General features: G+C 73.0%; 29 protein-coding genes, 1 tRNA gene and 1 pseudogene. 16 read left to right on the plus strand and 15 right to left on the minus strand.

Annotated features, from left to right (window positions below; translation table 11 throughout):
- Positions 1–504 precede the first annotated feature (504 nt).
- Together HNR25_RS11480 and HNR25_RS11485 are read left to right on the plus strand one after the other, a co-directional pair.
- Positions 505–1023, plus strand: coding sequence for a SigE family RNA polymerase sigma factor (locus HNR25_RS11480; protein ID WP_184634894.1), 519 nt, complete (start codon positions 505–507; stop codon positions 1021–1023).
- Positions 1024–1119: 96 nt separating this feature from the next.
- A tRNA-Ser gene (locus tag HNR25_RS11485) sits at positions 1120–1208 on the plus strand.
- A 183-nt stretch (positions 1209–1391) separates the two neighbouring features.
- Here the strand turns inward: HNR25_RS11485 and HNR25_RS11490 are convergent.
- The 3 genes from HNR25_RS11490 to HNR25_RS11500 are packed head-to-tail and all read right to left on the minus strand — an operon-like array spanning position 1392 to position 2142.
- Positions 1392–1661: a hypothetical protein gene (locus HNR25_RS11490; protein ID WP_184634896.1), complete on the minus strand. Its 270-nt coding sequence runs from the start codon at positions 1659–1661 to the stop codon at positions 1392–1394.
- Entirely contained in the window at positions 1658–1891 is a 234-nt protein-coding gene (locus tag HNR25_RS11495) for a hypothetical protein (RefSeq protein ID WP_184634898.1), read from the minus strand. Before HNR25_RS11495 ends, HNR25_RS11490 begins: the two co-directional genes overlap by 4 nt.
- Before the next feature lie 2 nt (positions 1892–1893).
- Positions 1894–2142 carry a hypothetical protein gene (locus HNR25_RS11500; protein ID WP_184634900.1) on the minus strand — a complete coding sequence of 83 codons (249 nt, stop codon included), beginning with the start codon at positions 2140–2142 and terminating at the stop codon, positions 1894–1896.
- A gap of 229 nt (positions 2143–2371) precedes the next feature.
- Between HNR25_RS11500 and HNR25_RS11505 the strand changes: the two genes are divergently transcribed.
- Together HNR25_RS11505 and HNR25_RS11510 are read left to right on the plus strand one after the other, a co-directional pair.
- A complete protein-coding gene (locus tag HNR25_RS11505; protein WP_184634901.1) occupies positions 2372–3223 on the plus strand; it encodes a helix-turn-helix domain-containing protein in 852 nt (283 codons plus the stop codon).
- Positions 3224–3231: 8 nt separating this feature from the next.
- Positions 3232–3429 carry a DUF397 domain-containing protein gene (locus HNR25_RS11510; protein ID WP_184634903.1) on the plus strand — a complete coding sequence of 66 codons (198 nt, stop codon included), beginning with the start codon at positions 3232–3234 and terminating at the stop codon, positions 3427–3429.
- A 136-nt stretch (positions 3430–3565) separates the two neighbouring features.
- On the opposite strand, the gene HNR25_RS11515 is transcribed toward HNR25_RS11510, so the two are convergent.
- Positions 3566–4762, minus strand: a complete 1197-nt coding sequence (locus HNR25_RS11515) for an MFS transporter (protein ID WP_184634905.1) — start codon at positions 4760–4762, stop codon at positions 3566–3568.
- Between the two features lie 151 nt (positions 4763–4913).
- On the opposite strand from HNR25_RS11515, the gene HNR25_RS11520 reads away from it, so the two are divergent.
- The gene (locus HNR25_RS11520; RefSeq protein WP_184634907.1) at positions 4914–5372 is read left to right on the plus strand and encodes a MarR family winged helix-turn-helix transcriptional regulator; all 459 of its coding nucleotides are present in this window, start codon (positions 4914–4916) and stop codon (positions 5370–5372) included.
- Between the two features lie 855 nt (positions 5373–6227).
- Here the strand turns inward: HNR25_RS11520 and HNR25_RS11525 are convergent.
- From HNR25_RS11525 to HNR25_RS11540, 4 genes are all read right to left on the minus strand, one after another.
- Positions 6228–7196: an MsnO8 family LLM class oxidoreductase gene (locus tag HNR25_RS11525; RefSeq protein ID WP_184634909.1), complete on the minus strand. Its 969-nt coding sequence runs from the start codon at positions 7194–7196 to the stop codon at positions 6228–6230.
- Positions 7197–7212: 16 nt separating this feature from the next.
- Positions 7213–7719 carry a hypothetical protein gene (locus HNR25_RS11530; RefSeq protein ID WP_184634911.1) on the minus strand — a complete coding sequence of 169 codons (507 nt, stop codon included), beginning with the start codon at positions 7717–7719 and terminating at the stop codon, positions 7213–7215.
- A 127-nt stretch (positions 7720–7846) separates the two neighbouring features.
- Positions 7847–8707, minus strand: a complete 861-nt coding sequence (locus HNR25_RS11535) for an alpha/beta hydrolase fold domain-containing protein (protein ID WP_184634913.1) — start codon at positions 8705–8707, stop codon at positions 7847–7849.
- The gene (locus tag HNR25_RS11540) at positions 8704–10083 is read right to left on the minus strand and encodes an MFS transporter (RefSeq protein ID WP_246463615.1); all 1380 of its coding nucleotides are present in this window, start codon (positions 10081–10083) and stop codon (positions 8704–8706) included. Before HNR25_RS11540 ends, HNR25_RS11535 begins: the two co-directional genes overlap by 4 nt.
- Before the next feature lie 293 nt (positions 10084–10376).
- Here HNR25_RS11540 and HNR25_RS11545 point away from each other — a divergent pair, with 293 nt between their 5' ends.
- On the plus strand, positions 10377–11282 hold the full coding sequence (locus HNR25_RS11545; RefSeq protein WP_184634917.1) for a helix-turn-helix domain-containing protein: 906 nt from the start codon (positions 10377–10379) through the stop codon (positions 11280–11282).
- Positions 11283–11316: 34 nt separating this feature from the next.
- Here the strand turns inward: HNR25_RS11545 and HNR25_RS11550 are convergent.
- The 4 genes and pseudogenes from HNR25_RS11550 to HNR25_RS11565 all read right to left on the minus strand — a co-directional run.
- Positions 11317–11979: pseudogene (locus tag HNR25_RS11550) on the minus strand (transposase family protein); the annotation flags it as partial.
- 30 nt (positions 11980–12009) lie between these two features.
- On the minus strand, positions 12010–12231 hold the full coding sequence (locus HNR25_RS11555) for a hypothetical protein (protein ID WP_184632921.1): 222 nt from the start codon (positions 12229–12231) through the stop codon (positions 12010–12012).
- Positions 12212–13384: an IS4 family transposase gene (locus HNR25_RS11560; protein ID WP_026129722.1), complete on the minus strand. Its 1173-nt coding sequence runs from the start codon at positions 13382–13384 to the stop codon at positions 12212–12214. The genes HNR25_RS11555 and HNR25_RS11560 overlap by 20 nt, the downstream gene beginning before the upstream one ends.
- Complete coding sequence (locus HNR25_RS11565) at positions 13381–14031, minus strand: transposase (protein ID WP_184634921.1); 651 nt, start codon at positions 14029–14031, stop codon at positions 13381–13383. Before HNR25_RS11565 ends, HNR25_RS11560 begins: the two co-directional genes overlap by 4 nt.
- A 290-nt stretch (positions 14032–14321) precedes the next feature.
- Here HNR25_RS11565 and HNR25_RS11570 point away from each other — a divergent pair, with 290 nt between their 5' ends.
- Entirely contained in the window at positions 14322–14561 is a 240-nt protein-coding gene (locus HNR25_RS11570; RefSeq protein ID WP_221457529.1) for a hypothetical protein, read from the plus strand.
- Positions 14562–14569: 8 nt separating this feature from the next.
- Positions 14570–14914, plus strand: coding sequence for an NADAR family protein (locus HNR25_RS11575; RefSeq protein WP_184634924.1), 345 nt, complete (start codon positions 14570–14572; stop codon positions 14912–14914).
- A 76-nt stretch (positions 14915–14990) separates the two neighbouring features.
- Here the strand turns inward: HNR25_RS11575 and HNR25_RS11580 are convergent, their stop codons facing one another.
- On the minus strand, positions 14991–15293 hold the full coding sequence (locus HNR25_RS11580; RefSeq protein WP_184634926.1) for a hypothetical protein: 303 nt from the start codon (positions 15291–15293) through the stop codon (positions 14991–14993).
- A 166-nt stretch (positions 15294–15459) separates the two neighbouring features.
- On the minus strand, positions 15460–16035 hold the full coding sequence (locus tag HNR25_RS11585) for a TetR/AcrR family transcriptional regulator (RefSeq protein ID WP_184634928.1): 576 nt from the start codon (positions 16033–16035) through the stop codon (positions 15460–15462).
- A 92-nt stretch (positions 16036–16127) separates the two neighbouring features.
- On the opposite strand from HNR25_RS11585, the gene HNR25_RS11590 reads away from it, so the two are divergent.
- Positions 16128–17405 carry an MFS transporter gene (locus tag HNR25_RS11590; protein WP_184634930.1) on the plus strand — a complete coding sequence of 426 codons (1278 nt, stop codon included), beginning with the start codon at positions 16128–16130 and terminating at the stop codon, positions 17403–17405.
- 40 nt (positions 17406–17445) lie between these two features.
- On the opposite strand, the gene HNR25_RS11595 is transcribed toward HNR25_RS11590, so the two are convergent.
- Positions 17446–18114 carry a CDP-alcohol phosphatidyltransferase family protein gene (locus HNR25_RS11595; protein ID WP_312862494.1) on the minus strand — a complete coding sequence of 223 codons (669 nt, stop codon included), beginning with the start codon at positions 18112–18114 and terminating at the stop codon, positions 17446–17448.
- 251 nt (positions 18115–18365) lie between these two features.
- On the opposite strand from HNR25_RS11595, the gene HNR25_RS11600 reads away from it, so the two are divergent.
- From HNR25_RS11600 to HNR25_RS11630, 7 genes are all read left to right on the plus strand, one after another.
- Positions 18366–19352 (plus strand): zinc-dependent alcohol dehydrogenase, encoded by a 987-nt coding sequence (locus HNR25_RS11600; protein WP_184634932.1) that lies wholly within the window; start codon positions 18366–18368, stop codon positions 19350–19352.
- 38 nt (positions 19353–19390) lie between these two features.
- Positions 19391–20212 (plus strand): helix-turn-helix domain-containing protein, encoded by an 822-nt coding sequence (locus tag HNR25_RS11605; RefSeq protein WP_184634934.1) that lies wholly within the window; start codon positions 19391–19393, stop codon positions 20210–20212.
- Entirely contained in the window at positions 20202–20588 is a 387-nt protein-coding gene (locus tag HNR25_RS11610) for a VOC family protein (RefSeq protein WP_184634936.1), read from the plus strand. The genes HNR25_RS11605 and HNR25_RS11610 overlap by 11 nt, the downstream gene beginning before the upstream one ends.
- 112 nt (positions 20589–20700) lie before the next feature.
- Positions 20701–21099 carry a 6-pyruvoyl trahydropterin synthase family protein gene (locus tag HNR25_RS11615; RefSeq protein ID WP_184634938.1) on the plus strand — a complete coding sequence of 133 codons (399 nt, stop codon included), beginning with the start codon at positions 20701–20703 and terminating at the stop codon, positions 21097–21099.
- Positions 21096–22217, plus strand: a complete 1122-nt coding sequence (locus tag HNR25_RS11620; RefSeq protein ID WP_312862495.1) for a glycosyltransferase family 4 protein — start codon at positions 21096–21098, stop codon at positions 22215–22217. The genes HNR25_RS11615 and HNR25_RS11620 overlap by 4 nt, the downstream gene beginning before the upstream one ends.
- Complete coding sequence (locus HNR25_RS11625) at positions 22214–23077, plus strand: methyltransferase domain-containing protein (protein WP_184634940.1); 864 nt, start codon at positions 22214–22216, stop codon at positions 23075–23077. The genes HNR25_RS11620 and HNR25_RS11625 overlap by 4 nt, the downstream gene beginning before the upstream one ends.
- A gap of 85 nt (positions 23078–23162) precedes the next feature.
- Positions 23163–24242 carry a lysylphosphatidylglycerol synthase transmembrane domain-containing protein gene (locus tag HNR25_RS11630; RefSeq protein ID WP_184634942.1) on the plus strand — a complete coding sequence of 360 codons (1080 nt, stop codon included), beginning with the start codon at positions 23163–23165 and terminating at the stop codon, positions 24240–24242.
- The last annotated feature ends 8 nt before the right edge of the window (positions 24243–24250 follow it).

The raw sequence follows: 24250 nt of genomic DNA on the forward strand, positions 1-24250 counted from the left end.
CGCCGGCGGGTGCGCGGCGAGGGCACGGACGCGCAGGCCGGCGCCGGGGCGTGGACGTTCGTGCACGATGCACCGCACGGCGGGTGGCGCCACCCGCCCGCCGTCCATTAGAGTCCTCTGCATCGAACTCGTGTTCGATTCGGGAGTGGGGGAGTGACCACGGCAGCGCACGTCCCCGGTCGGACCGCGCCACGGCCCGCCGGGCTCGGGCGCGCCCCCACTCCCGGTTCCCCCGGCTGAGCCGCGGGACCGCCACTGCGAGCGCGGCCGGTCCGCCGACGCCTGCGACCCGGCGCAACGCCCGCGCGGCCGCGTGGTTTTCACCGTTCCGGAACTCCCGGGCAGACGGGCACGGAACGTCCCATTTGTACAGAGATAAGGCTGGTGAGAGCTGGCGATTACTCCTGTCGTGCCACAGTGAAAGCACGATGACGTGGTGAAACGCACGGTTCGCGCCCCGCCGGCAGTTCGCGTGCGCACCAGCGAACCCGGGTCGGTGATCGCGTGACGGGAACAGCACACAGGTCCAGGTACGAGGAGTTCTCCGAATACGTCAGCAGCCGCGGCCCCGCGCTCCTGCGGATGGCCAAGTCGCTGGCCAACAACGGCTCCGACGCCGAAGACCTCCTGCAGGCCGCCCTGATCAAGACGTTCTTCGCCTGGGACCGGATCGCCAGCCCCAGCGCACGCGACGGGTACGTGCGCCGCGCCATGGTCAACACCCAGATCTCCGAATGGCGCCGCCAGCGCATGGCCGTCTACCCCACCGCCGACATCCCCGACCAGCGCGTGGACGATCCGACCTGGAAGACCGACCTCACCGACACCGTCCACCGCGCCATCGCCCGCCTCCCCGACCGGCAGCGGGCCATGGTGGTGCTGCGCTACTACGAGGACCTCACCGAGGTCCAGATCGCCGATCGCCTGGGCGTGACCCTCGGCACCGTGAAGAGCACGCTCTCCCGCGCCGTCACCAAACTGCGCCAGGACGCCGACCTCACGATCGACCGCGCCACCACCTGACTGCGGCCGCCACCGCCCCGCCACTGCCCCGCCGCCGAGCCGCCCGGCGTTCGTTTTGCACAGTGGACCGCGCGGTCGGTAGTGTTGTCTCAGCCAGGAGGCTTCGCCTAGTCCGGTCTATGGCGCCGCACTGCTAATGCGGTTAGGGTTCACGCCCTTCCGGGGTTCAAATCCCCGAGCCTCCGCAGGTGAGAGGGGGTCTACCGTCCCGCGGTAGACCCCCTCGTTTTTATGCCGGGGGTGGGATTCGGGGCGCGGTCCACACCGCTCCGCCCGCCCCATGCGTCATCCGCGGATCGCGGCGCACAGCGCTTTCCGCTGCCGGAACACCCGCCCGCCGCCGGTCCGCTTCAGGCAGCGGGCTCGGGTCATGGCTGCTGCCACCGGTCCCACGCCCGGTCCTGGCCCATGAGCCAGTCGGCGACCGCCTGAGGCCGGGCGTAGCCCTCCCAGGCGTCGACCAGACCGGCGGCGGCGCCGCCCGGCGGCACCGGATGGCGGCGGGCCAGGCGCCAGTGCCAGTCCCCGCCGGGCACCAGCACGCCGCGGATGCTCCAGGTGTCGCGGTAGAACCCGGCGAGGTCGCCGGCCGGGTCCCAGGTGTCGGCGGTGATGCGCGGCGGGTGTCGGCGGGTCATTGCCGCGGCACCTCCCCCGCGATGTGGGTGCGCGCCATGGTCACCGCCGTGCAGCGGCCGCGGGTCGCATCGACCTCGGCGAGCGCGCGGGCGAGGTAGTGGCGCTGGACGGGCTGGTCGTCGGGAGTGGCCTGAATGGAGGCGTGCAGCAGCCCGGCGACCTCGGCGAGGCGGGCCTCGTCGCGCAACGACAGGCGGGTCGTGTCGGTGTCGGTGACCGGGGGCGTCATGGTCACACCCCCGCCAGGACGCGCTCGCCCGCGTCCGCCTGGGCGCGCCGGGCCTCCCAGACGAGGACGTAGGGCCGCACGGGCGAGGGGTCGAGCCCGCCGGCCTCGGCGAGCGGCTCGGACTCGGGCGGCGGCTCTTCCACCGGCCGGTGGGTGACGTAGGGCCGGACACGGGCCGCGGCGTGACGGCCGCTCGGCGGCGGCATCAGCCGGTCCCGCCACTCCTGGACGATCTCGGACAGCGTGCGCATAGCTACCCCCTGCGGGGTCGGGCCGGATGGGAGATCCGGCGTTGTGCTTCAGGTCCCCCCATCGTCGCGTCCAACCATCGAATCTGCAAGACCAACTTTTAAATTAGTGCGAGAATCGATCACTACTGAACCCACAAACGTCCTGGTGATGCACCGAATGTCTGAAAACTTGGAGTGCCCTCTACCATCAGGGGCGCACGCGCACCGCCCCACGAGGAGCACCGACCCATTGGCCAGCAGCCCCACACTCCGCCGGCGGCGCCTCTCCTGGCGGCTACGCGAGCTCCGGGAACAGGCCGGACTGACCGCGGACGAGGTCACCGACCGTGCCCACCAGCGGGGCGCGCAGCGCTGGTCACCGTCGAAAATCACCCGGATCGAGCGCAACGAGTGGATCCGACCCAAGGTCGAGGACGTCGAGATGCTCCTGGACATCTACGAGGTCACTGACCAGGACGACCGCGACGCCTGCGTCGCGCTGGCCAAGCAGGCTCGCCGGCGCGGCTGGTGGGTCGGATACTCGGATGTCCTCGGCCGGGGCGCACTGACCGGGCTGGAGGTCGAGGCATCGGTCATCCGAACATTCGAGCTGGCCGTAGTCCCCGGACTACTGCAGACCGAGGAGTACGCCCGAGCGATGATCCGGGGCGGCGGCATCACCGACGAGGACGAGGTCGAGCGCCGCGTGGAAGCGCGGATGATGCGCCAGCAGATCCTGTCTCGGGCGGATGCCCCGAGATACTGGGCGACGATCGACGAGGCGGCACTGCGGAAGATCCCCGCGGCCGCCCTTCGGGAGCAGGTCAGTCACCTGCTGCAGGTGCAGCGATCTACCCTGAGAGTGCAGGTACTCCCTGATGCTGCAGGGCTGCACGCGGGAATGATGGGTCCGTTCGTGATCATGGATTTCCCGTCCGACCCGATTGTGGTCTACATCGAGGGGCACACCTCACAGACTTTCCACGAGGAACCCGAGGATGTGGAGCGATACAACCTGCTCTACACCTACGTGCAGGCGGCCGCGCTCAGCGTGGACGACTCGACCGCGTTCCTCGAAAGTTTGCTGGAGTCCCACCCGTAAGGAAAGCGATGCCGAAGCCGTCCCAGTCCGAGTTGATCTTCCACACGTCCAGCTACAGCGGACCCAAGACCGAGAACTGCGTCGAGGTCGCCGAGGGGCGCGAGACCCTCGTCCGCGACACGCAGCACCGCGAGACCGGCCACCTCGGTTTCCCTGCCGAGGAGTGGCAGGCATTCCTCGACGAGGTGAAGGCCAGCCGCCTGTAGCTCTGGGTATGACGAAGGCCCCGGCGGACGGATCCGTCGGGGCCTTCATCGTGCTACCTGAAGCACTTCCCGAGCCGAGTGTAGCGCCTGTCGGAAACGGGCCGCCATGCTCGGTGAGCGGTGCCAGTGGCCGGACTCACGCCTTGCCAGCGGCGTGCTCGACGGAGGCGGGCGCCGTGGAACGGCTGGCGCGCCGGTCCACGGCGACCGACAGCAGAGCCAGCCCGATGGCCCCGACGGGCAGGGCTGCGCCGACCCAGTTGGGGGCGGTGAAACCGAGCCCCAGGGCGATGGCGAGCCCGCCGAGCCATGCACCCAGGGCGTTGCCCAGGTTGAAGAATCCGATGTTGACCGCCGAGGCGAGGTTCGGGGCGCCGGCGGCCTTGTCCATGACCCGCTTCTGCAAGGGCGGCACCGTGGCGAATCCGAATCCCCCGACGAGGAAGATGCACACGGCCGTAGCGAGCTTGCTGTGCGCGCCCCACGTGAAGGCGAACAGGGTGAGGGAGAGCGCGACCAGCGCGACGAACAGCATCGGCATGAGGGCCTTGTCGGCGAACCGGCCGCCCAGTGCGTTGCCCGCGACGAGTCCCAGGCCGAACAGGACGAGCAGCCAGGTCATCGCGGACTCGCTGTAGCCGGCGACCTCCATCGCCATCGGCGCCACGTAGGTGATGGAGACGAACACGCCCCCGAACCCGAGCACCGTCATCCCCATCGCCAGCAGCACCTGGGGATTGCGGAGCGCGGCGATTTCCGGGCCGAGGCGGGCGCCCTGGGGTTTGGCGGCGCGGGGGACCAGCGCGAGGACGCCGATCAGTCCGATGACGCCCAGTACGGCGATGATCCCGAAGGTGACCCGCCAGCTCGTGTGCTGGCTGAGCACGGTCCCGGCCGGGACACCGACCACGTTGGCCAGCGTCAATCCGCTGAACATGAAGGCGATCGCGCTCGCCCGCTTGGTGGGCGCCACCAGGTCGGCTGCGACGACGGCACCGATGCCGAAGAACGCTCCGTGCGTCAGCGACGCCACGACGCGCCCGGCGAGCACTGTGCCGAACCCCGGGGCGAAAGCGGTCAGCAGGTTGCCGACGATGAACAGCCCCATCAGGGTCGCGAGCATCCGCTTGCGTTCGACCCGGGTGCCGATGGCCGCCGTCAGGGGCGCGCCGACGAACACCCCGATCGCATAGACGGTGGCGATGTATCCGGCTGTCGACACGGTCACGCCGAACTCGTCGACGACTCCCGGCAGGACACCGGCGACCACGAACTCCGTGGTCCCGATCGCGAAAGCACCGATGGCCAGCGCCCACAGTGCGAGTGGCGGCATGAGGGTCCCCAAAACGTGTACACGATAATTACCGTCCGCCAAAATAATTGCACTGTGCATCTATTGCAATATGCGGTAGTTGCCAAGGGCGCTACCCTGGACGGAGTCCGGCCCGGTACCGAACGGGTCGTGAACGCGCGGGAGACTCGCCATGGAACATTCGGCCGTCGACGAGGCCGTGGGCGCGGCGCCGGCCCAGCGGTGGTGCGCCCTGTCCCTCCTCCACAGCACCATCGAGGCGCACATCGAGCAGGCGCTGCAGAGCGCCCACGACCTCAGCGTCCGGGAGTTCTCCGTCATCTCCGCGCTGAGCGAGCGCCCGGACGCGAAGATGCGGATGAGCGAGCTCTCCGAGGCCGTGGTCCTCAGTCAGAGCGCGACCACGCGCGTGGTGGGCCGGCTGGAGTCGCGCGGGGTGCTCCAACGGGTCATCTGCGACACCGACCGGCGCGGGATCTACACGGCCGTCACCGCGGCGGGCCATCGCCTGCTCGCGCAGGCGCGGCCCACCAACGACACGGCCCTGGACGAGGTCCTGCGCACCGCCGAGGAGGATCCCCGGCTCGCCTTTCTGGTCGACGCCCTGCGCCGGCAGGACCCTGCGGCGTGACCGCGGGACCCGGCGGCGGGAGCGCAGGCGGAGGCGACCGGGCTGCCGGGACGCGGCTGCCGCCGCAGCCCGCCCCGAACCGGCCCACCGTGCACCGCCCCGCGGGGGCCTGAGGCACCGGCCGGACCTCGTTGAGCAGGCGCCGGGTCTTGTCGGGGGTGGTGCCCCGGTCCTCACCGAGCGCGGGGTTTTTACCGGCTCAGTGCCGGAAAACGGTTGAAACCCCGCGCTCGTTTTCGGCGAACCCGACACAACGGGCACACCCTGCGGGCCGCGACCCGCCGTCGTGTGCGGAGTCCCGCCGAATCCGCAGCGGAGTGCGGTCGGCCCCCTCATCCGCCGCCTCCGGCAGCGCGGAACGCCGGCGAGAAGATAGCGTTTTCCCGGCCGAGTGTCGCGTGGCTCACATTCCGGATTGCCGCAAGATCAATTCCGAACGGGAACAACCAGGCGTAGCCCCGGAATCACCCTTCGTCTCCGACCTACTCAAGTCGCTTCCTGCCGCACACGTTCCCTGTTCCGCGGGGCGGCCGGTGAAATACGTTTTTCGGCCGATGGTGTGGCTCGGCGAGGTGTCCTTCGGGTTCTACCTGATCCAGGGTGTCAGCATCTTCTATGCCAGCTCACTGCTGAACGGTGCGACGTTCGGCCTCGTCGGGGGGCTGGCGGTGATCGCGGGCTACTTCGCCGCCACCATGCTGGGGGATGGCTGCTGTACCGGTTCGTCGAGATGCCGGCCATGCGGTACATCGCCAAGAGCCGTTCCGAGCGCACCGCTGCCTCCAGGGTGTGACCGCGGGCGTGTTCGGGGCTCCGGCCCCGAACACGCCCGGCGCAAGCGACGGCCGCGGGAGCTCAGGAAGGCCCCTTCGCCAGGCCGAACGCCTCTGCCAAGAGTTCGTACATGCGTATACGCTCCACGGGCCCGCGGGTGACGGTGTTGATCATGATCTCGTCGGCGGAGAACTCCTCGGCGAGGGCGATGAGGGTGCCGCGGACGTTCTGCGGTGTGCCGACGACCAATGCGGGACGGCGCAGCCGAGCCTGCCGGCGTTCCTCCGCGGTCCAGGCCGCGCTCCGGGCCTCCTGCACCGACGGGATCGGCAGGTCCCTGCCCACGTCTTTGCGCACCCGCCACAGCAGCACCGCCTGCGCCAGCTCGTCGGCCTTCTCCGCGGTGTCGGCGGTGACCACCCGTACGGTCAGCACGCTTCCACGGGAGCGTTCGCCGGTGGCCTGCAGGCAGCTCTGCCGATACGCGTTGAGGCTGCTCTCGGCGGCTTCGGGGGCGAGGAAGTGCGCGAACGCGAATCCGCTCCCGAGCAGGCCGGCGATCTGTGCCGAGTCCCCGCCGCTGCCCAGCAGCCACAGCTTCGGCGGGACCGCTGGAGCTACGGCCAGCCGCCGATCCGGTGCGCCGCCGGATCCCCCCTCCAGCAACCGGAGAAGATCGGCGAGCTGCTCCGGGAACCGGTGCGCGGACGCGCCCGCTCGCCCGATGCCCATGTCGACACGTCCGGGGTACAGGTTCGCCAGCGTCGCGAAGATCTCCGCGACCTTCTCCGCCGGGTACCTCGGCAGCAGGACGCCACCGGTCCCGATCCGGATACCGCTCGTGCGCGCGAGCATGGCAGCGGCCAGGACTTCCGGGGCGACGCTGGCGAATCCGGGAGAGGCGTGGTGCTCGGCGACCCAGTAGCGGTGGTAGCCGAGCCGCTCGGCGTGGCGCACCGCGTCGACCGTCGATGCGAGCGCCTCGGCGGCGGTGGCGCCCGCTCCGATGGGCGACTGGTCCAGGATCGAGAGCGAATACGGGGATGTCATGTCCGACCCCTGCCTCTCATACATCGCCGACGATGGCGGGAACGATGCGGTAGTCGCGCTGGAACACCAGGTTGTGCAGGTCGCCCGCGGCGATGGCGCGCATCATCGGGATCTCGCCTCGGGCCTGCTCGTCGGTGAACACGTTCAGCGGCCACTCGCTGACCGTGGCGCCGCGCAGATGGGGGTGGTGGAAGCCCGCGCCGTAGTGGGCGATGAGCGATACCGGCCGAATCCCCGCCTTCTGCTGCTCGGGCCAGGTCAGCGCCCAGGTGGCGGCCATTCCGCCGTCGGAGGTGCGCCGGGGACCGTTCGCCTCGACCCGTCCGCTGTCCAGCAGCATGCCGTGGTCGAGTTCCGTGAGCACCATCCGGGCGTGCGGGTCCAGCAGCTTCGCCGCCGCCTCGAACAGCTCCTCCTTCTCCCCGCGTTGGCGGGCGCCACCGTGAGTGCCGTCCCGCAGGTCGCCGAAGTGCCGCTTGAGCGTGTCGATATACGCCCGGTCGGGGGCTGTGGAACCGGTCATGTCTACTCCTCGGGAATGTCGGTATCGGACGCTGGGATCGCGGCTCCGGGCGGAGCCGGGTAGGGCCGCTCTGCCGGCGGCGTGGCCGGCGAGGCGGCCGCCGAGCCGTCGCGGGGGCTCCGGATGCTCATCGGTGTGCGCCTTCCGCCGATCCGGCGAACAGCGCGTGCAGCGCGGCTGCCAGCCGGCTCCTCAGCCGGGCGACGCTGCCGCTGGGAGCGAGGAATACGCCGTGGCCGGTCGCGGGCAGGACGTGCAGGTCGACTGCGGCGCCCCAGGTCCGCAGGAGCCGGGCGTAGCCGGTCACGTCGCCCAGCACCGGGTCGTCGGCACCCACCGCGAGGATCGCTGTGGCCACCCCGGTGAGGTGGTCCGTGTCCAGCGGGGTGGAGTGCAGCGTCCGGTCACGCCGGACCACGGTCGGCGACGACCCCCGGTACCCGCGCCACGAGGCGCGCAGCCACTCGGCGCCGGGAAACGCGTCGGATCCCCGGTAGGACTCGGCTCGGCACTCGGGGTCGAGAGGCGGATAGGCCAGCACCTGCGCATCGAGGCGCTCACCTCCGTCGCGCGCCGCGAGCGCGGCGGCGGCCGCGATCGTGCCGCCCGCGCTGTCTCCGCCCACCGCTATGGGCGCGGGCGTGCCGTCCTGCTCCGCCCGACCGCGGACCCATGCGAGAGCGGCCAGGACGTCGTCCACGGGGGCGGGGTGGGAGTGGTGCGGAGCGAGCCGGTAGTCGACGCTGACCACGACGCACTCGGCGAGCTGCGCGAACTCGGCGGTCGCATGGTGCCATCCTTTGGCCGACCCGCCGTGCCAACTCCCGCCGTGCGCCCAGACCAGCCAGCCGACGGGGGTGCGACGCGGCATGTGCACGCGCGCCGGCACCGGCCCGTCCGCCCCGGCGATCTCGACGGTTTCCCAGCCGCCGCCCCCGACCGGCATGGCCCGGTCGGGGGTGCGGCCGCCGGGGTGTCCCTGCGTCACGCGGCGGCCTTCTGCTTGCCGCGCAGGAAGAACGCACTCGCCAAGACGCCGAGGAGGACGATCGTCGCGTTGGCGGCGATCGCGACGCTCAGGCCGTCCAGGATCGCGACGACCCCGGCGCCGACCATCGCCGAGTTCGCGATCGCGCTCATGATCGGCGTTCCCATGGTGATTCCGACCTGCTGGGTCATGGTGGCGAGCCCGGTGGCCAGCCCCTGTTCGTGGTCCGGCAGGCCGGAGGTGGCGGTGACCATGAACCCGACGATCACGAACATGTTGCCCACTCCGCCCACGAACGTGCCGAGCAGCAGCAGCCACATCGTCGCCTGGTCGGTCCCCAGCGCGAGCAGGGCGAAGGTCGCGGCGGCCTGGACGATGCCGCCGATCAGCAGGGTGCTCTTCGCAGACGTCCATCCGATGACCCGGGGGGCGAACACACCGCCGAGAACCGTTCCCAACCCGAGTACCGCGAAGGACAGGCCCGCCGCCATCGGGGTGAAGCCCAACACGTTCTGCAGGTAGAGCGTGAGCAGGAAGACCAGTGAAGTCTCGGTCAGGAACGCGACGAGGCCGGCGATGTTTCCCCAGGCGACCGTTCGCCGGCCCAGCACCTGAAGGGGCACGAGGGGTGCGGCGACCTTGCGTTCCACGGCGTAGAAGGCCGCGAGCAGCACAGCCCCGAGCGCGAGTGAACCCAGCGCGACGGTCGATCCCCACCCCGCTTCACCGGCCTGGGTGAGGCCGAAGACGACGGCCAGCAGTCCGCCGGTCACCAGCAGCGCGCCCGGCATGTCCAGCTTGGGCCGGTCGTTCATGCGGGAATCGTTGATCACGAGAGGCGCGACGATCAGCACGACCACGACGACGGGGACGTTGATGAAGAACGCCCAGCGCCAGGACAGCAGGTCGGTCAGCAGCCCGCCGAGGATCGCGCCGCTGGTGAAACCGGCCGACATCAGGGCGCCGTTGAGGCCGAGTGCCTTGTCCCGGAGCGGTCCCTCCGGGAAAGACGTGGTCAGCAGCGAGAGGCCCGCCGGAGTCATGGCCGCGGTCGCCAGCCCTTGGAAGACGCGGGCGGCGATGAGGACCTCAGGGGTGGGCGCGAAGCCGCCGACGAGGGAGGAGATCCCCAGGACGGCCAGGGCGCCCAGGAACAGCCGCTTGCGGCCGAAGAGGTCGGCGACCCGCCCGAACAGCAGCGTGAACCCGGCCGCGCACAGCGCGAAGGACGTCGTGATCCATTGGAGGTTCGCCAGGGTGAACCCGAGGCCCTCGCCGATGATCGGCAGTGCCACGTTCAGGATGGAGAAGTCCACGGCGAGCATGAACTGCGCGGAAAGCAGCACCACCAGGATGACCTTCATCCTGGGTGTCATCCGCGTGGGGGGTGGTTGCTGGACGCTCGTCGCGTCCGTCTCGGCGTTCACCGACATGGCGGCGGTGGTCCTTTCTTCGTCCGTTCTTGGCAGGAGAAACCCTGCGGGACGATCCGCCGACGAGCCAGAACCCCGTTCCGAGCAGTGCGCGCGAGGGTAGTCATGACAGGACCAGGCTGTGCCGCCGATCGCGGGATGAGCCGACGCTCCGAGAACGTTGGCGACTGAAGAGGCTCGGGTCGTCCGGGCCGGACCGGCTTCACACCCCCATCGCCAGGACCGGGAGATCTCGGATGCCGTCAGAACTCGGCGACTTCCTCAAAGGCCGGCGGGCGGCCCTGCGCCCCGAAGACGTCGGATTGGCGGCGTACGGCGAGCGGCGCCGCGTTCCGGGACTGCGCCGGGAAGAGCTGTGCATGCTCGCCGGGGTGAGCGTCACGCACTACACGCGGCTGGAGCAGGGCCGCACCAACAGCGCGTCCCCGGACCTCCTCAACGCGATCGCCCGAGCCCTGCGGCTGAACGAGGACGAGAGCGCCCACCTGAGGAACCTGGCCTCTCCGCCTCCCGCCGTCCGGCCCGCGCCGTCCCGCCCCGAGCAGGCCAGCCCTTCGGCCCGGCAGCTGATCAGCGCCATGGCGGACGTGCCGGCGCTGGTGCTCGACCGGCGCAACGATGTGCTCGCCTGGAACTCCCTCGGGCACGCGCTGCTCGCCGGCCATCTGGAGTTCGGATGCGTGAAGGTGTCCGCGCAGCGGCCGAACCTGACACGTCTGCTCTTTCTGGACGAACACTTCCAGGACCTGTACGTCAACTGGGCCGAGGAGGCCACCCTCGCCGTCGCGTCGCTGCGGCTGATCGCCGGACGCCACCCCGACGACCGGCGGCTCGCCGAGCTCGTCGGCCAGCTCACCATGCAGAGCCACGCCTTCGCGGAACGGTGGAACCGCCATCCGGTCCGCACCTGCACCTCCGGCGCCAAACGCATGCACCACCCCAGCGTCGGGCGGATGGAGCTCGCCTTCGAGACACTGCAGATCCCCGGCAGCCCCGGGCAGCGCATCATCGCCTACAGCGCCGAGCCGGCCAGCGGGTCCGAGGCCGCCCTGCGGCTTCTCGCCTCCACCGTGGCAGACGCCGCACAGGACGGGCGGACGCGCGACGGGTCCAGGAATCCGGAAGCGGCCCGGCGGCGGTGACGGCGGATCGTCGGGCCTGCCGACGGGCCCGGGACTACACGGGCTGCGGACGGGGGTCGGGAAGGCTGTCGAAGCAGTAGGCGGCCGACACCAGTGTGGCGTGGTGGTGCCAACCGGGGAATGTGCGCCCTTCGAAGTCCAGGAGCCCGAACCGCCCTGCGAGGTCGTCGACGGTCCGCACCGCCTGGCCGTGGACCCCGCCGAGCCGGAGCAGGTCGGCAGGGGGGTGCGCCATGTTCGTCAGCCACGCGCTCGGCGGCCGGGCCGCTTGCGCGTCCGGATCGGCGATCAGCCGGAAGCTGCCGGAGACCGGTGATCCCTCGCGGGTGCCGGTGACCCGGACCGGTGCCGACGCCAAGCGCCTCGGGCCCTCGGCCGCGCCCGAGGCGGCCGGGCGCGGCCGGACGCGGACAGGCTCGGCGAGCACGTCGGCCGCCGACCGCCCCGCCGACGCGCTGTACGTCCGGGGACGGAGCCGGGCAGGAGCGTGGTCGAAGAACGGGCTTCGGTCGGGCACCGCGACCAGGAAGTCGGCGCCCCTCTCCGCGAGACCGGTGACCAGGCCGCGGGCGTCGGTGGGCGTGCACACCTTGGCGACCACCGGCACGCCGGCCGTCGCACCGCTCTCCGCCAAGGCGTCGGTGAGTTGCAGCATGCACGACCACAGGGGAAGGTGGTCGACGTCCTCGGGAATCCGTGCCCGGGACCGGAGGCCAACACCGTTGTTTTAGGGTGTTTTCGCTGGTGGGGTGAGGCGCCAGATGTGGACGCGATGTCGGGTTCTACCCGAGGCGGGTGTGGCGCGCTTGCGGGTGAGGAACCGGAAGGAGCGCCGGGTGACCTCACGGGGTGCGGACCGCCGGCGCCGCCGGGGCAGCAGGTCGTCCCAGAGCTCGTCGAAGGCCCACACGTCCAGTACGGCCAGGTCCTCAGGGGGAAAAACGCCCACCGGTCCGGTTGACCGAGCGGCGGGCGGTGTTGAGCGCGGTGGTGAAGCTGATGCGGTCGGGATCGAGCTGTGCGTACCCGGCGGCGCGGGTGATCAGGTCCGAGACCGCCTGATAGACCAGCAGCAGCGCCCAGGCCTCCTGACGGATGAGGTCGGGACTCTGGGAGCGGAACCGCACCGTCGTTCCGCCGCGCAGTTCGGTCTTGACCGCGTCGTAGAGGATCTCCGATTCCCAGCGGGCCGCGTACAGCCCCGGGAAGTCGGCGATGGGGTGGAGCACCGGGTCGATCAGGCTGGTGACCAGGGTGATCGTCTCCCCGGCCGTGGTGTGGCCGCCGTGTGCGGTGACGGTGTCGGTGTAGACGGTGTACTCGACCACACGCACCAGCGGACCGCCCTTGGACAGGTGCGCGGTGTAGGAGCCGTCGGCCAGGACCTCGACGGGGGCCAGGGCGAACTGGGCGCCGGCGCGCATGATGACCTGGGCGCCGGTGGCGGTGATCGTGCAGTACAGGTCGCTGCCGCAAAACCCCGAGTCGAAGACCGTGAGCATGTCGGGCGCGAACGAGGCCGCCATGCGCTCGCACAGGGCTTTCTCGCTGGTGGTGTAGGCGTCGAAGGACGCGTCGATGAGGCAGCGGGTGCCGATCTCGCAGTGGGCGACCAGACGCAGTTGAGGGAAGGCCCCCTCAGAGGGGCCGCCGAACGCGGCCCGGTTCGCGGTGGTGTCGGGGGTGTCCAGGCAGGTGCCGTCCACCGCAGTCAGGCGGTAGCCGCGCCACCATGCTCCCGGGGTGTCGCTCTCGGCCAGGGGCCCGGCGGTGCGGGCGAAGAGCAGCGTGAGGGGTTCGGTGCCCAGCCGCTGCCGGGCCCGGCTCACGCTGGAGGCCTCGGGCGCGCCCGAGGCCGGCACGGCCAACTCCCGGGCCCCGCCGCTGAACGCGCAGCCGTCAGCCAGCCTGCGCCAGACCTCTTTGTAGGAGAGGTTGCGCCACAGCCACAGCGCCAGGACCAAGTACAGGGTCAGCCGTGCGGGCAGCTCGCGCCGCCGTTGCTGGAGGGCGCCGCCCCGGGTGGCCACCTCCTCGACCAGGTGCGGGTCGAAGGTCTGGGTCAGCACCCCGAAAGAGGCGCGGTCAGCCGCGTTCGTCACGCCATCGAGTATCCCGCGGGTAGAGGCGGCCGCGAACCCTCGGTGCCAGGCTCGCACCACCCCGAGGCCCTTACCAGCGAAGATGCCCTAAAACAACGGTGTTGGGACCGGAGGCCGCCGTCCTGGATCCACTCGCGGGGAAGAACCAGGCGCCAGTCGACGGGAATGGTGCGGCCGGCGGCCGCGAGGAACAGGCCGATCCCGATCTGGCAGTTCATTGTCCGTTCCTTAACCGGAACGAAAGCTTTGTGTACGCCTACCGACATCGCTCCGCGTTTCGGCATGAAAACCGGAGCGAAAACCCAGGCGCGGACACTCTCGACCCGTTCGATCCACCGGACGATCTCGTTCCGGACACCGCCCCAGTCCCACGGGCTGTCGTTCACGAAATGGCGCAGGGAGTGCCGCGCCGTCGCGGACAGCCCGAGCGACTCCCCGATTCGGTTGATCGACTTCCTGCCTTCGGTGGTGAGGACCCCGCGCAGGTAGGAGGCGGCCGACATGCGCTGCTCGATACACGGGAGACCACGGAACACCTGGTCGACGAATACCGTGAAGCGCTCTTCGTCCGCCTCCGAGCTACCGCTGAACGGTCGGATACCGTGCACATCCGGTTGGCGATACTGAAAGATCATCAATTCACTCATTCAGTCATTTCGTTCGCAATCCGACGCCGGACATTAACACCCGGACACCGATCGAACAAGAAGGAAAACCACCGCATTCGACCTGCTACCCACCGTGAAAAATCGAGGCCAGGGCCCCGTGAACAAGAATCCGCCCGACACCGCGGAACCAAACCCCCTGATCGCACGACATGCGCGGCGAATTCCGTCCGTTCGGCGGCCGGCAGGCTGATTCCGAGCGCCGAAGGACCGGCGCCCCGCACGCGACCGGCGGTTCCGCTCCGGGCGACCGCCGCGGAGCGGAACCGCATGTGCGACATATCACCCGGCGATCGATCATTCAGCTCGATCGCACCCCGCCCCTGATCGGGACATCCGATGTGCGGTCCCGCATCGCCGCGCGGATCGGCGCCGCAGCGCCGGACGGCCAGGCTCCGAACACGTCCGCAGCGACCCGCGGCGGCACGGTCCCGGACGTGAACGGCGATCGGGTGCCGAGCGCCCTGGCGGCGGAAAAAGACGTGGCCGGACGGCACCGGGCGTCGGCATGATGGTGGCGATGAAGCGAGCAGAGCCCGGGTCCGTCGCCGAGCTGCGCGAACGGGCCGCCCGGGGCGAACGCGTGAAGTACCTGTTCTTCTGGGGCCACCGGCCCCGGCGCGACGGGTCGCCGGGGGCGGAATGCCTGAGCCAGTGGTGGAGCGGCGGGTTCGACGTCGACGGCGTGCACTACCCCGCCGCGGAGCATTGGATGATGGCCGAGAAGGCCCGCCTGTTCGGCGACGCCGCCGCCGAACAGCGGATCCTGGACGCCGCGAGTCCGGGCGCTGCCAAGAGCGCGGGCCGGGAGGTGCGCGGCTTCGCGCTCATGCGTGCCCGCGCAGAGCTGGGTCCGGCGCCCTAGAACCTCGGCCGCGGCCCCTGTTCGAACCCGGACTCGGGCGGGGGCCCGGGAGGGGGCCTCCGCCGCCCGGCCGGTCTCAGCCAGCGGCCGTGCACAGGCGCACGGAGCCGGTTCCCTCCATGATCTGCCAGGATCCCGCCAGCATCCGCGCGAGCGGCACGAACTCGCGCTCAGCCGGGGTCGTGATCTCGCTGTCGGAGTCGAGCGCCGCGAAAACGCACCATCCCTTGCCCGCGACCGTGCAGGACCACGGCGCCAGCTCCGCCGGCAACTCCTCGGGCGGGGCGGAATCGGGCTCCAACTCCAGCGCGATGCCGCGCCGGTCGGCTTCGCGCTGCATGACGCGGGCGGCGTGCTCGCCCACTGCCAGGTGCGTCACTGGTCACTCCTTCGAGCGTCGCGCCACGGCTCCGGCGTCCCCGGCACTCGTGCGCTCGCACCGGCGGGCACGTCCGGTCGTGGCACGACGATAGCCGTTCCCCCGGCCCGCCGGTCCCGCCGCACCCGTCGCGCGGGGCGGCGCGAGGCGCGGGGCGGATATGCGGTCACCCGGGGGGTGCGGCGTCGGCGAGGAGGCGGGCCGCCAGGTCGCGGGCCGTGCGCACGCGCAGTTCCCCTTCGTCGATGCCGCGGTGGGCGATGGCGCCTTCCAACAGCAGGAAGACGTGTTCGGCCAGGTCCTCGGCATCGGCCCCGGGCGCGTCCTCGGCGATCAGTTCGGCGATGCGGGCTCGGACCGCCTCTTTGTGCTCGCGGATCGTCTTCCACCCCGCATGCCCGGCCGGGAGTTCCGCGGCCGCGTTGATGAAGGCGCAGCCGCGGCCGACTTCCAGCTCCGGGTGGGAGAGGTAGGCGTCCATCAGCGCGAGCGTGCGGGGCGGCGGCGCCGCGTCCAAGCGCTCGTCGAGGTGGGCCCACCAGTTCTCGTGCCGGCGCCGCAGGTAGTGCACGACCAGCTCGTCCTTCGAGCCGAAGCGGTCGTAGAGGGTCTTCTTCGTCACGCCGGCCGTGTCCGACACCAGTGCCACCCCGACCGCGTTGATGCCCTCGCGGTAGAACAGGCCGCCCGCGGCGTCGAGGATGCGGCGCCCGGCCGGCGTCGTGTCCGCTCGTGTCTCCATGCCGTGATTATACCCACCGGTGGGTTGACCTCACCCGGAACGACGCACATCCTGGAAACTAAACCGATCGGTATACATTAGGGAGGGTGTTCATGACACGGCATCGCACCGGCGGCGCCGGCCCGGCGACACGGGCTCCGTCCGGCGCAACGGCGACCGCCGCTGTGCCCGCCGTGCGGCTGGCCGCCGCCGGAATCTCGCTCATCGCGGCCTGCTACGGCCTCGCACGCTTCGCCTACGGCCTGTTCGTACCGGTCCTCAGCGCGGAATTCGGCCTCAGCGCCGCCGCGGCGGGCACCATCGCCTCGGCGAGCTACACCGGCTACTGCGTCGCGGTCCTCGCCGCGTCCGCCGCCACCCCCCGCTGGGGGCCGCGCGCGGTGGCGGTCGCAGCGGGAACCGCCGCGACGTCGGGAACCGCGCTCATCGCCGCGGCCCCCGCCGCCCCGGTCCTCGCCGCCGGAGTGGTCTTCACCGGAATCAGCAGCGGCGCGGCGTCGCCGCCGCTGGCCGGGGCGGTCGCGCGCTGGGTGGCGCCGGAGCGGTCCGCCCGCGTGCAGAGCGTCGTCAACGCCGGCACCGGCCTCGGAGTCATGGTGTCCGGCCCCGTCGCGCTGCTCTTCGCCCAGGAGTGGCGGCTGTCCTGGGCGGCGTTCGCCTGCGCCGCAGCCGCCGCGACACTGTGGGCGGCAGCCGTGATTCCGGCGCACCGTCCCGGCGGCGCCGACAGCGACGGCCCGCGGCACTCCCCCGCCCTGCTGCCCTCCGGGGCGCTGCGCCTGCTCGCCGCCGCAGGCGCCATGGGCGCGGCCAGCTCCGCGGTGTGGACCTTCGGCCGCGACGTCGCCGTCGCCCAAGGCGCGAGCACCACCGCCTCCACCGTCATGTGGATCGCCCTGGGCGCATTCGGCCTGTTGGGGAGCCTGACCGGCGACATCGCCGCGCGCGCGGGACTGCGCAAGGCGTGGGCCGGCGGGATGCTCGGGCTGGCGGCCGCCACCTTCGGGCTGGTGCTGGCGTCGGGCGCCGCGCCCGGCATCCACGTCGCCGGAGGCCTGTTCGGCGCCGTCTACATCGCGCTGACCGGGGTGCTGCTGCTGTGGGGCACGCGGGTCTACAGCACCGTACCCGCCTTCGGCGTCGGCGCCGCGTTCCTGGCGATCGCGGTGGGCCAGGCCGCGGCGTCGCCGCTCGTCGGACTGCTCAGCGACGCCTTCGGCCCGACACTCGCCTTCGCGGCCGCCGCCGCGCTGTCGCTCGCCGGCGCCGCGCTCGGACCCGCGGACCGCACCCGGCGCCCCCTCGGCGGCCCGGCAGGCGAATCCCGGCCGCCTGCCGCACAGCAAGGACCGGTGCCCTGCGGGCGGTGAATGCGGACCCGCTTCGCCGTCGTGCCGTTCCGGGCACCGCCTATCCCGAACGCAGCAGCCGGGCCGTGTCGCGCCCGAACGACCACAGCAGCAGCGCCAGCGCGCCTGCGGCCACGGCCGCGGCCACCGGGTACGGCAGCACTCCCGGGGCGAGGGCGACCAGCGCGAGCCCCTGCAGCGCGGCGACGACCCGGCGCGCGTCGGACGGCGGGAGCGGCGCGCGCAGGCGCGGAACCAGCCGCCCCGCAGCGGCGAACACGTAGCGCATGAGGCCGATCGCGAGCACCCACCAGCCCAGCACCGCAGCGGCCGCGTGCACACTGAGCACCAGCAGGAGCAGCGCGTCGGCCTCCATGTCGAACCCGGCACCGAGCTCGGAGGCCGTCCGGGTGCGGCGCGCCACCGCACCGTCGACGGTGTCCAGCGCCAGCGCCGCCGCGGCGAGACCGGCCGGCCACCAGCTCGGCGACGCGCCGGGGACGACCAGTCCGTCGGCCACCAGGGCGGCGACGCCCGCGATCAGTCCGGTGCGCGCCAGCGTCACCGCGTCCGCCGGACTCGCGGGACCCGCCCGATGGCGGTGCTGGGCGGCGGTGTAGGCGAACCAGGTGGCGGCGATGCACACCGCCCCCGCTATCCACCCGGCCGCGCCCATCCCCGTTCCGGCGGACAGCGCGGCCAGCAGCGCGAACGACGCGACAGCGGCCACGGTCTGGGCCCGGGTGCGCCGCAGCGGTCCGTGCGCGGGGGGCGCCGGCGCGGATCCGGCGGGCTCGGCCGCTGCGCGAGCGCGCGGGTCCGCACCCGCCGCCCAGGCACCGCCGCGCCGCCGGTATCGGTCCCCCGCAGTCCGCATCAGTGCAGCCTTCCCCGCTGAGCACCGCGCCCCGCCGCCCTGTCCAGGGCCGCGCGTACCGGGTATCGTACCCGGCGTCGCCCCGACACCGGCCGGGAGGAAGCGTGGCGCGCTCGGCATCGGCTTTCTGGATCACCGAACCCGGCGCCGGCGCGATCCGGCACGCCGAACTCCCGCCGCCCGGTCCCGGCGACGTCGTGGTGCGCACCCGCTACTCGGCGGTCAGCCGCGGCACCGAGGCGCTGGTCTGGCGCGGCGGCGTCCCCGAGAGCCAGTACCGGGCCATGCGGGCGCCCTTCCAGGAAGGCGGATTCCCCGGCCCGGTGAAGTACGGCTACCTCAGCGTCGGCCGCGTCGAGGAAGGGCCGGCCCACCTGCTGGGACGCACCGTGTTCTGCCTCTACCCGCACCAGACCCGCTACACGGTTCCGGCCGAGGCGGTCACGCCGGTACCCGACGACGTACCCGCCGGGCGCGCGGTACTGGCCGGGACCCTGGAAACCGCCGTCAACGCGGTGTGGGACGCCGCACCGCTGGTCGGAGACCGGATCGCGGTCGTCGGAGGCGGGATGGTCGGCTGCGCGGTCGCGGGCGTACTGGCCGGGCTGCCCGGCGCGCGCGTGCAACTGGTCGACACCGACCCCGACCGCGCCGCCACCGCGGCGGCGCTCGGCGTCGGCTTCGCGTCCCCGGAAGACGCCGCACCGGGCTGCGACGCCGTGGTGCACGCCAGCGCGACCGAGGCGGGGCTGGCCCGATCGCTGGAGCTGCTGGCGCCGGAGGGCACGGTGGTGGAGCTGAGCTGGTACGGCGACCGCCGTGTCAGCCTCCCGCTGGGCGAGCGCTTCCACGCGCAGCGCCTGACCGTGCGCGCCAGCCAGGTCGGAACCGTCTCCCCCTCCGCCGGCGGCAGGCGCGGCTACGCCGACCGCATGGACCTGGCCCTGCGGCTGCTCGCCGACCCCCGGTTCGACGCGCTCGTCACCGGCGAGAGCCCGTTCGCCGACCTCCCGGAGACCCTGCCCCGCCTCGCCGGCGGCGACCCGCCCGCGCTGTGCCACCGCATCGCCTACCCGGACGCACCGGGCTGAAGCGGCGCCGTGCGGTGCGGGGATGCGACAATGGGAGTGTGGACCTGCGCGAAGCATGTCGCGCGGCGGGCGTCGGTGTCGTCGCCGCCGACGAGCACACCGGTCCGCCCCGCGTGCACCGGGCCGTGCCGGCCCTGTCCGCACGGCTGGTCGTCAGCCTGGGCGCCCCGGTGGAAATGCGCTACGACGGGCGCGAACGCACCATGCAAGCCGTGGTCGCCGGGCTGATGCGGCCCGGAGTGCCCACTCCGGCCCTCACGCTGCTGCCACGGCAGCCGACGGTGTACGTCGAACTGTCCCCCGCGGCGATGCAGCGCCTCACCGGCGTTCCGCCCGGCGACGTGGACGCCGGCGGCGTCAGCGCCGACACCCTCCTGCCGTGGCTGGACCGGCTGAGCGAGGAACTGGCCGACCACCCGATCGGCCGGCGCGAACCGCTCATGCGGGCCCGGCTCCTCCAGCGCCTGGACCGGGCCGGCGATGCCGGCGTGTCCGACGACGCCCTCGCGGCGCTGGAGATCGTCGGAGCGAGCGGCGGCCGGGTCTCCGTCGAGGAGCTGGCGCGGCGGACGCACCTCAGCCCCCGTCGCCTGCGGTACGTGATGCGGCGTGCGCTGGGGATCGGGCCGAAGTTCGCGTCGCGCGTCGCGCGGTTGTCGGCCGCGATCGGCCGGGTCGGCGACGGGCCCGGATCCTGGGCCCGGATCGCGGCGGAGAGCGCCTACCACGACCAGAGCCATCTCGTGCGGGACTTCACCGAACTCATGCGCACGACGCCGACCGCATGGCTGGCGGAAGAAGGCCGAAATCTCCAAGCCCGGCGGCGCCCGCCCCCGCGATCATCGGGGCATGGACAGTGAACTCCACCCGAAACTGCTCGTATCCGACGCCGACGCGGCCATCGCCTTCTACACCGAGGCGCTCGGAGCCGCACTGAACTTCCGCGCGGCCGATGACCACGACGTCGTCAACCACGCCGAACTCACCCTGGGATCGTCCGTTTTCGCTCTGGCGCAGAGCGTCCCCGAGTGGGGCTGGCACGATCCCCGTTCCGTAGGCGGCTCACCCGTACTCGTCACCGCCCACGTGCCCGACCCGGATTCGACGGCGGACCGCATGGTGCGGCTGGGGGCCGAACTCGTCATCCCGATCGACAACCGCCCCTACGGCAAGCGCCAGGGCAGGGTGCGGGACCCGTTCGGACACCTGTGGGTGATCAGCGGCGAACTCCGCTGACCGGCGGGAACGGAGCGCGGCGGAACCCGGCCCGCCGGCGTTCTCCCGCCGGACCCGGGTCCGGCGCTGCCGCGCGGCATACCCGACGCGTTTCCCGGGGATGAGACCACCCGTGTTCAGCGTCACCGTCCGCGACCACGCCATGGTCGCCCACAGTTTCCGCGGCGAAGTCTTCGGACCGGCGCAAGCGCTGCACGGCGCCACGTTCACGGTGGACGCCTCGTTCCACCGGTCCGAGCTGGACGCCGACAACGTCGTCGTCGACATCGGCCGGGCCGCCGCCGAACTCGGCGACGTCCTCAGCGGTCTGAACTACCGCAACCTCGACGACGAGCCCGCCTTCGCCGGAACCAACACCACGACGGAGTTCCTCGCCAAGGTCGTCGCCGACCGGCTGGCCGAACGCGCATCCGACGGCCGCCTCGGCGAGGGTGCCCGCGGTCTGGAGCGGATCTCGGTGACGCTGCACGAGTCGCACGTCGCCGGAGCCTCCTACGAGCGCGCGCTGTGACCGCTGCGAGCCCCGCCCGCGGGCAGACCGGCCACCCGGCCACGGTGCACGCGGTGCTGCCCGGCGGAGTCGACGACGCCACCCGCCCCAGCGGCGGCGACGTCTACGACCGCCGCATGTGCCGCGGTCTCGCGGCGGCGGGCCGCCCGGTCGCCGAGATCGCCGTACCGGGCGCCTGGCCCCGGCCCGCCCCCGCCGCCCGCGCCCGGCTCGCACGATCCCTGGCGGCGCTTCCCGACGGCGCCCTGGTGCTCGGCGACGGCCTGGTGTGCTGCGCGGTCCCCGGGATCATCGCCGCACACGCCCGCCGCCTGCGCCTGGCCGTCCTGGTCCACCTGCCGTTGGCGGCCGAAACCGGACTGAGCGACCAGGAGGCGGCCGACCTCGACTCCCGGGAGCGCGCCGCCGTCCGGGCCGCCGGCGCGGTCGTCGCCACGAGCCCGTGGGCGGCACGGTGGCTGGCCGACCGCCACGGCCTGGAGGACGGGCGGACGCACACCGTCGAGCCCGGTGCCGACCCCGCGCCGCTCGCGACGGGCACCGACGGCGCCACGCGGCTGCTGTGCGTCGCGTCGCTGACACCGCGCAAGGGCCACGACGTGCTCGCGGAGGCTCTGGCGTCGCTCACCGACCTGGAGTGGACCTGCACGTGCGCCGGCCCCGCCGATCGCGCACCCGGGCACGCCGCCGACGTGCGGCGCCGGCTGGTGCGGAACGGCATCGCCGACCGGGTGCACCTGGCCGGACCGCTCGCCGGCGCCGAACTGGAGGCCGCGTACGCGGCCGCCGACCTGGCCGTCCTCCCGTCGCGCTGGGAAACCTACGGCATGGCCGTCACCGAGGCGCTGGCGCGCGGCGTCCCGGTGCTGACCACCGACGCGGGAGCGCTGCCGTCCACACTGGCGCCGCCGCCCGGCGGGGAGGCGCCGGGCATGACGGTGCCCGCCGGCGACCCGGCCGCGCTCGCGTCGGCGCTGCGCGACTGGTTCGGGGCGGAGCAGCTGCGCGACCGGCTGCGCAGGGCGGCGCGGAGGAGCCGGCGGCGGCTGCGTCCGTGGCCGGAGGCGGCCGCGCGTATGGAGTCCGTGCTGGGCGCGCTGGAGCGGGAGCCGCGGTGAACGCCCACGGGAGCGGCGCTTTCGCGCCGGACTGGCTGGCGCTGCGGGAACGCGCCGACGCCGCCGCCCGCTCGGCGGAGCTCCTCGAACCGCTGGAGGCCGCCCTGCGCACCCGGTCGGCCGGCGAACCGCGGATCGTCGTCGACCTCGGCTGCGGCACCGGCGCGATGGGGCGCTGGCTCGCGCCGCGCCTGTCCGGCCCCCAGCACTGGGTCCTGCAGGACCGCGACCCGGCACTGCTCGTCCGCGCCCGCGACGGCCTGCCCCACCGCAGCGCCGACGGCGGCCCCGTCACCGCCCGGATCCGCCGCGGCGACCTGGCGCACCTGAGATCCGCCGACCTCGCCGGCGCCTCGCTGGTCACGGCCTCGGCGCTGCTGGACCTGCTGACCGGAGAGCAGGCGGCCGGGCTCGCGCGGGCGTGCGCGGCCGCCGGGTGCCCGGCCCTGCTGACGCTGTCCGTTCAGGGCCGGGTGGAGCTGGATCCCCCGCATCCGCTGGACGGCGCGATCGCCGCCGCGTTCGACGACCACCAGCGCCGCGGCTCACCGGCCGGGCGCCTGCTCGGCCCGGACGCACCGGCGGCCGCGGCCGCCGCGTTCGAGCGGTGCGGCGCACGCGTGCAGGACCGCCCCAGCCCGTGGCGGCTGGGCGCCGGCGACGCCGCGCTCACCGCCGAGTGGCTGCGGGGCCGGGTCGCCGCCGCCGTCGAGCAGCGCCCCGGACTCGCCGGAGCCGCCGGTGCGTACCTGGACCGGAGGCTGGAGCAGTGCGCCGCGGGGAGGCTGCGCGCCCTGGTCGGCCACCGCGACCTCCTCGCGATCCCCGCCGGTGCCGACGCCGCCGCGCACCGCCGGTAGACGGGCGGCGGCGAGGCGCGGACGGCGGCGCGCAGGGGTAGGAGAAGAGGGAGGACGACGCGGCTGGTCCGCGGTGGGGAGGACGATGCGTGCAGTCGGGCCGTGGGTGCGGGTACTGCTGGGAGCCGCCGTGCTGGGGCTGCTGGTGCGGACGTTGGGCGCGGGGCCGGTGCTGGACGGTCTGGCGACGATCGACGGTCCGGCTCTGCTCGCCGCGGTGGGGATCGGCGCGGCGACGACGCTCGCCGCGGCGGGGCGGTGGGTCGTCGTGGCCCGCGGCATGGGGCTGCGACTCGGTCCGGCGCGGGCCGTGGCCGACTACTACCGGGCGCTGCTGCTCAACGCGGTGCTGCCGGCGGGCGTCCTCGGCGACGTGCACCGCGCGTTCGAGCACGGCCGCCGCGCCCGCGCCGCCGACTCCGCGGAAACGGGTGGATCCGGCGGCGCCGGCGGGCGGGCGGTGCGCGCGGTGGTCCTGGAGCGCACCGCCGGGCAGGCGGTGCTGATCCCCGCCGCGGCGGCCGTGCTGCTCGTGCGGCCGGACCTGCTCACCGCCGCCGCGCGGGCGCTGCCCTCGGCCGGGGCGGTGGGACCGGCGGCGGCCGTGCTCCTGGCGGCGGTCGGCGCGGCGGCGGCGTGGCTGCTGCGGTCCGCGGGCGGGCGCCGCCGGCTGCGGCGCGCGCGGGTGTGGGCGTCGGAGGCGCGTTCGGCGGTGCTGACCGGCCGGAGGCTGTCGGCGGTGGTACTGCTGTCGCTGGCCGGGCTCGCCGGGCACCTGTCGCTGTTCGTCGTCGCGGCGCGGGCGGCGGGGGCCGACGCGCCGGTCGTGGTGCTGCTTCCGCCGCTACTGCTGGCGCTGGTGGCGATGAGCGTCCCCGTGGGTGTCGGCGGGTGGGGGCCGCGGGAGTCCGCTGCCGCGCTCGGGTTCGCCGCCGTCGGCCTCGGTGCCGCGACCGGGCTGAGCGCCGCGGTGGTCTACGGGGTGCTCGCCCTGGTCGCGAGCCTTCCGGGGGTGCTCGTGCTGCTGCCGCTGCCCAGGCCGCTGCGCCGGAGCGCCGAGGGGCGTCCGCAGGATCGTGCGGAGACCGACGGCACGGCCGCCGCGCGCCCGCGCCCGGTCGGGACGCCGACGGAGGACGGCACGGCCGCCGGCCGGACGGGCTGACGGCCTGT

It is taken from the genome of Streptomonospora salina, assembly GCF_014204715.1.
In the GTDB taxonomy this organism is placed as follows: Bacteria; Actinomycetota; Actinomycetes; order Streptosporangiales; family Streptosporangiaceae; genus Streptomonospora; species Streptomonospora salina.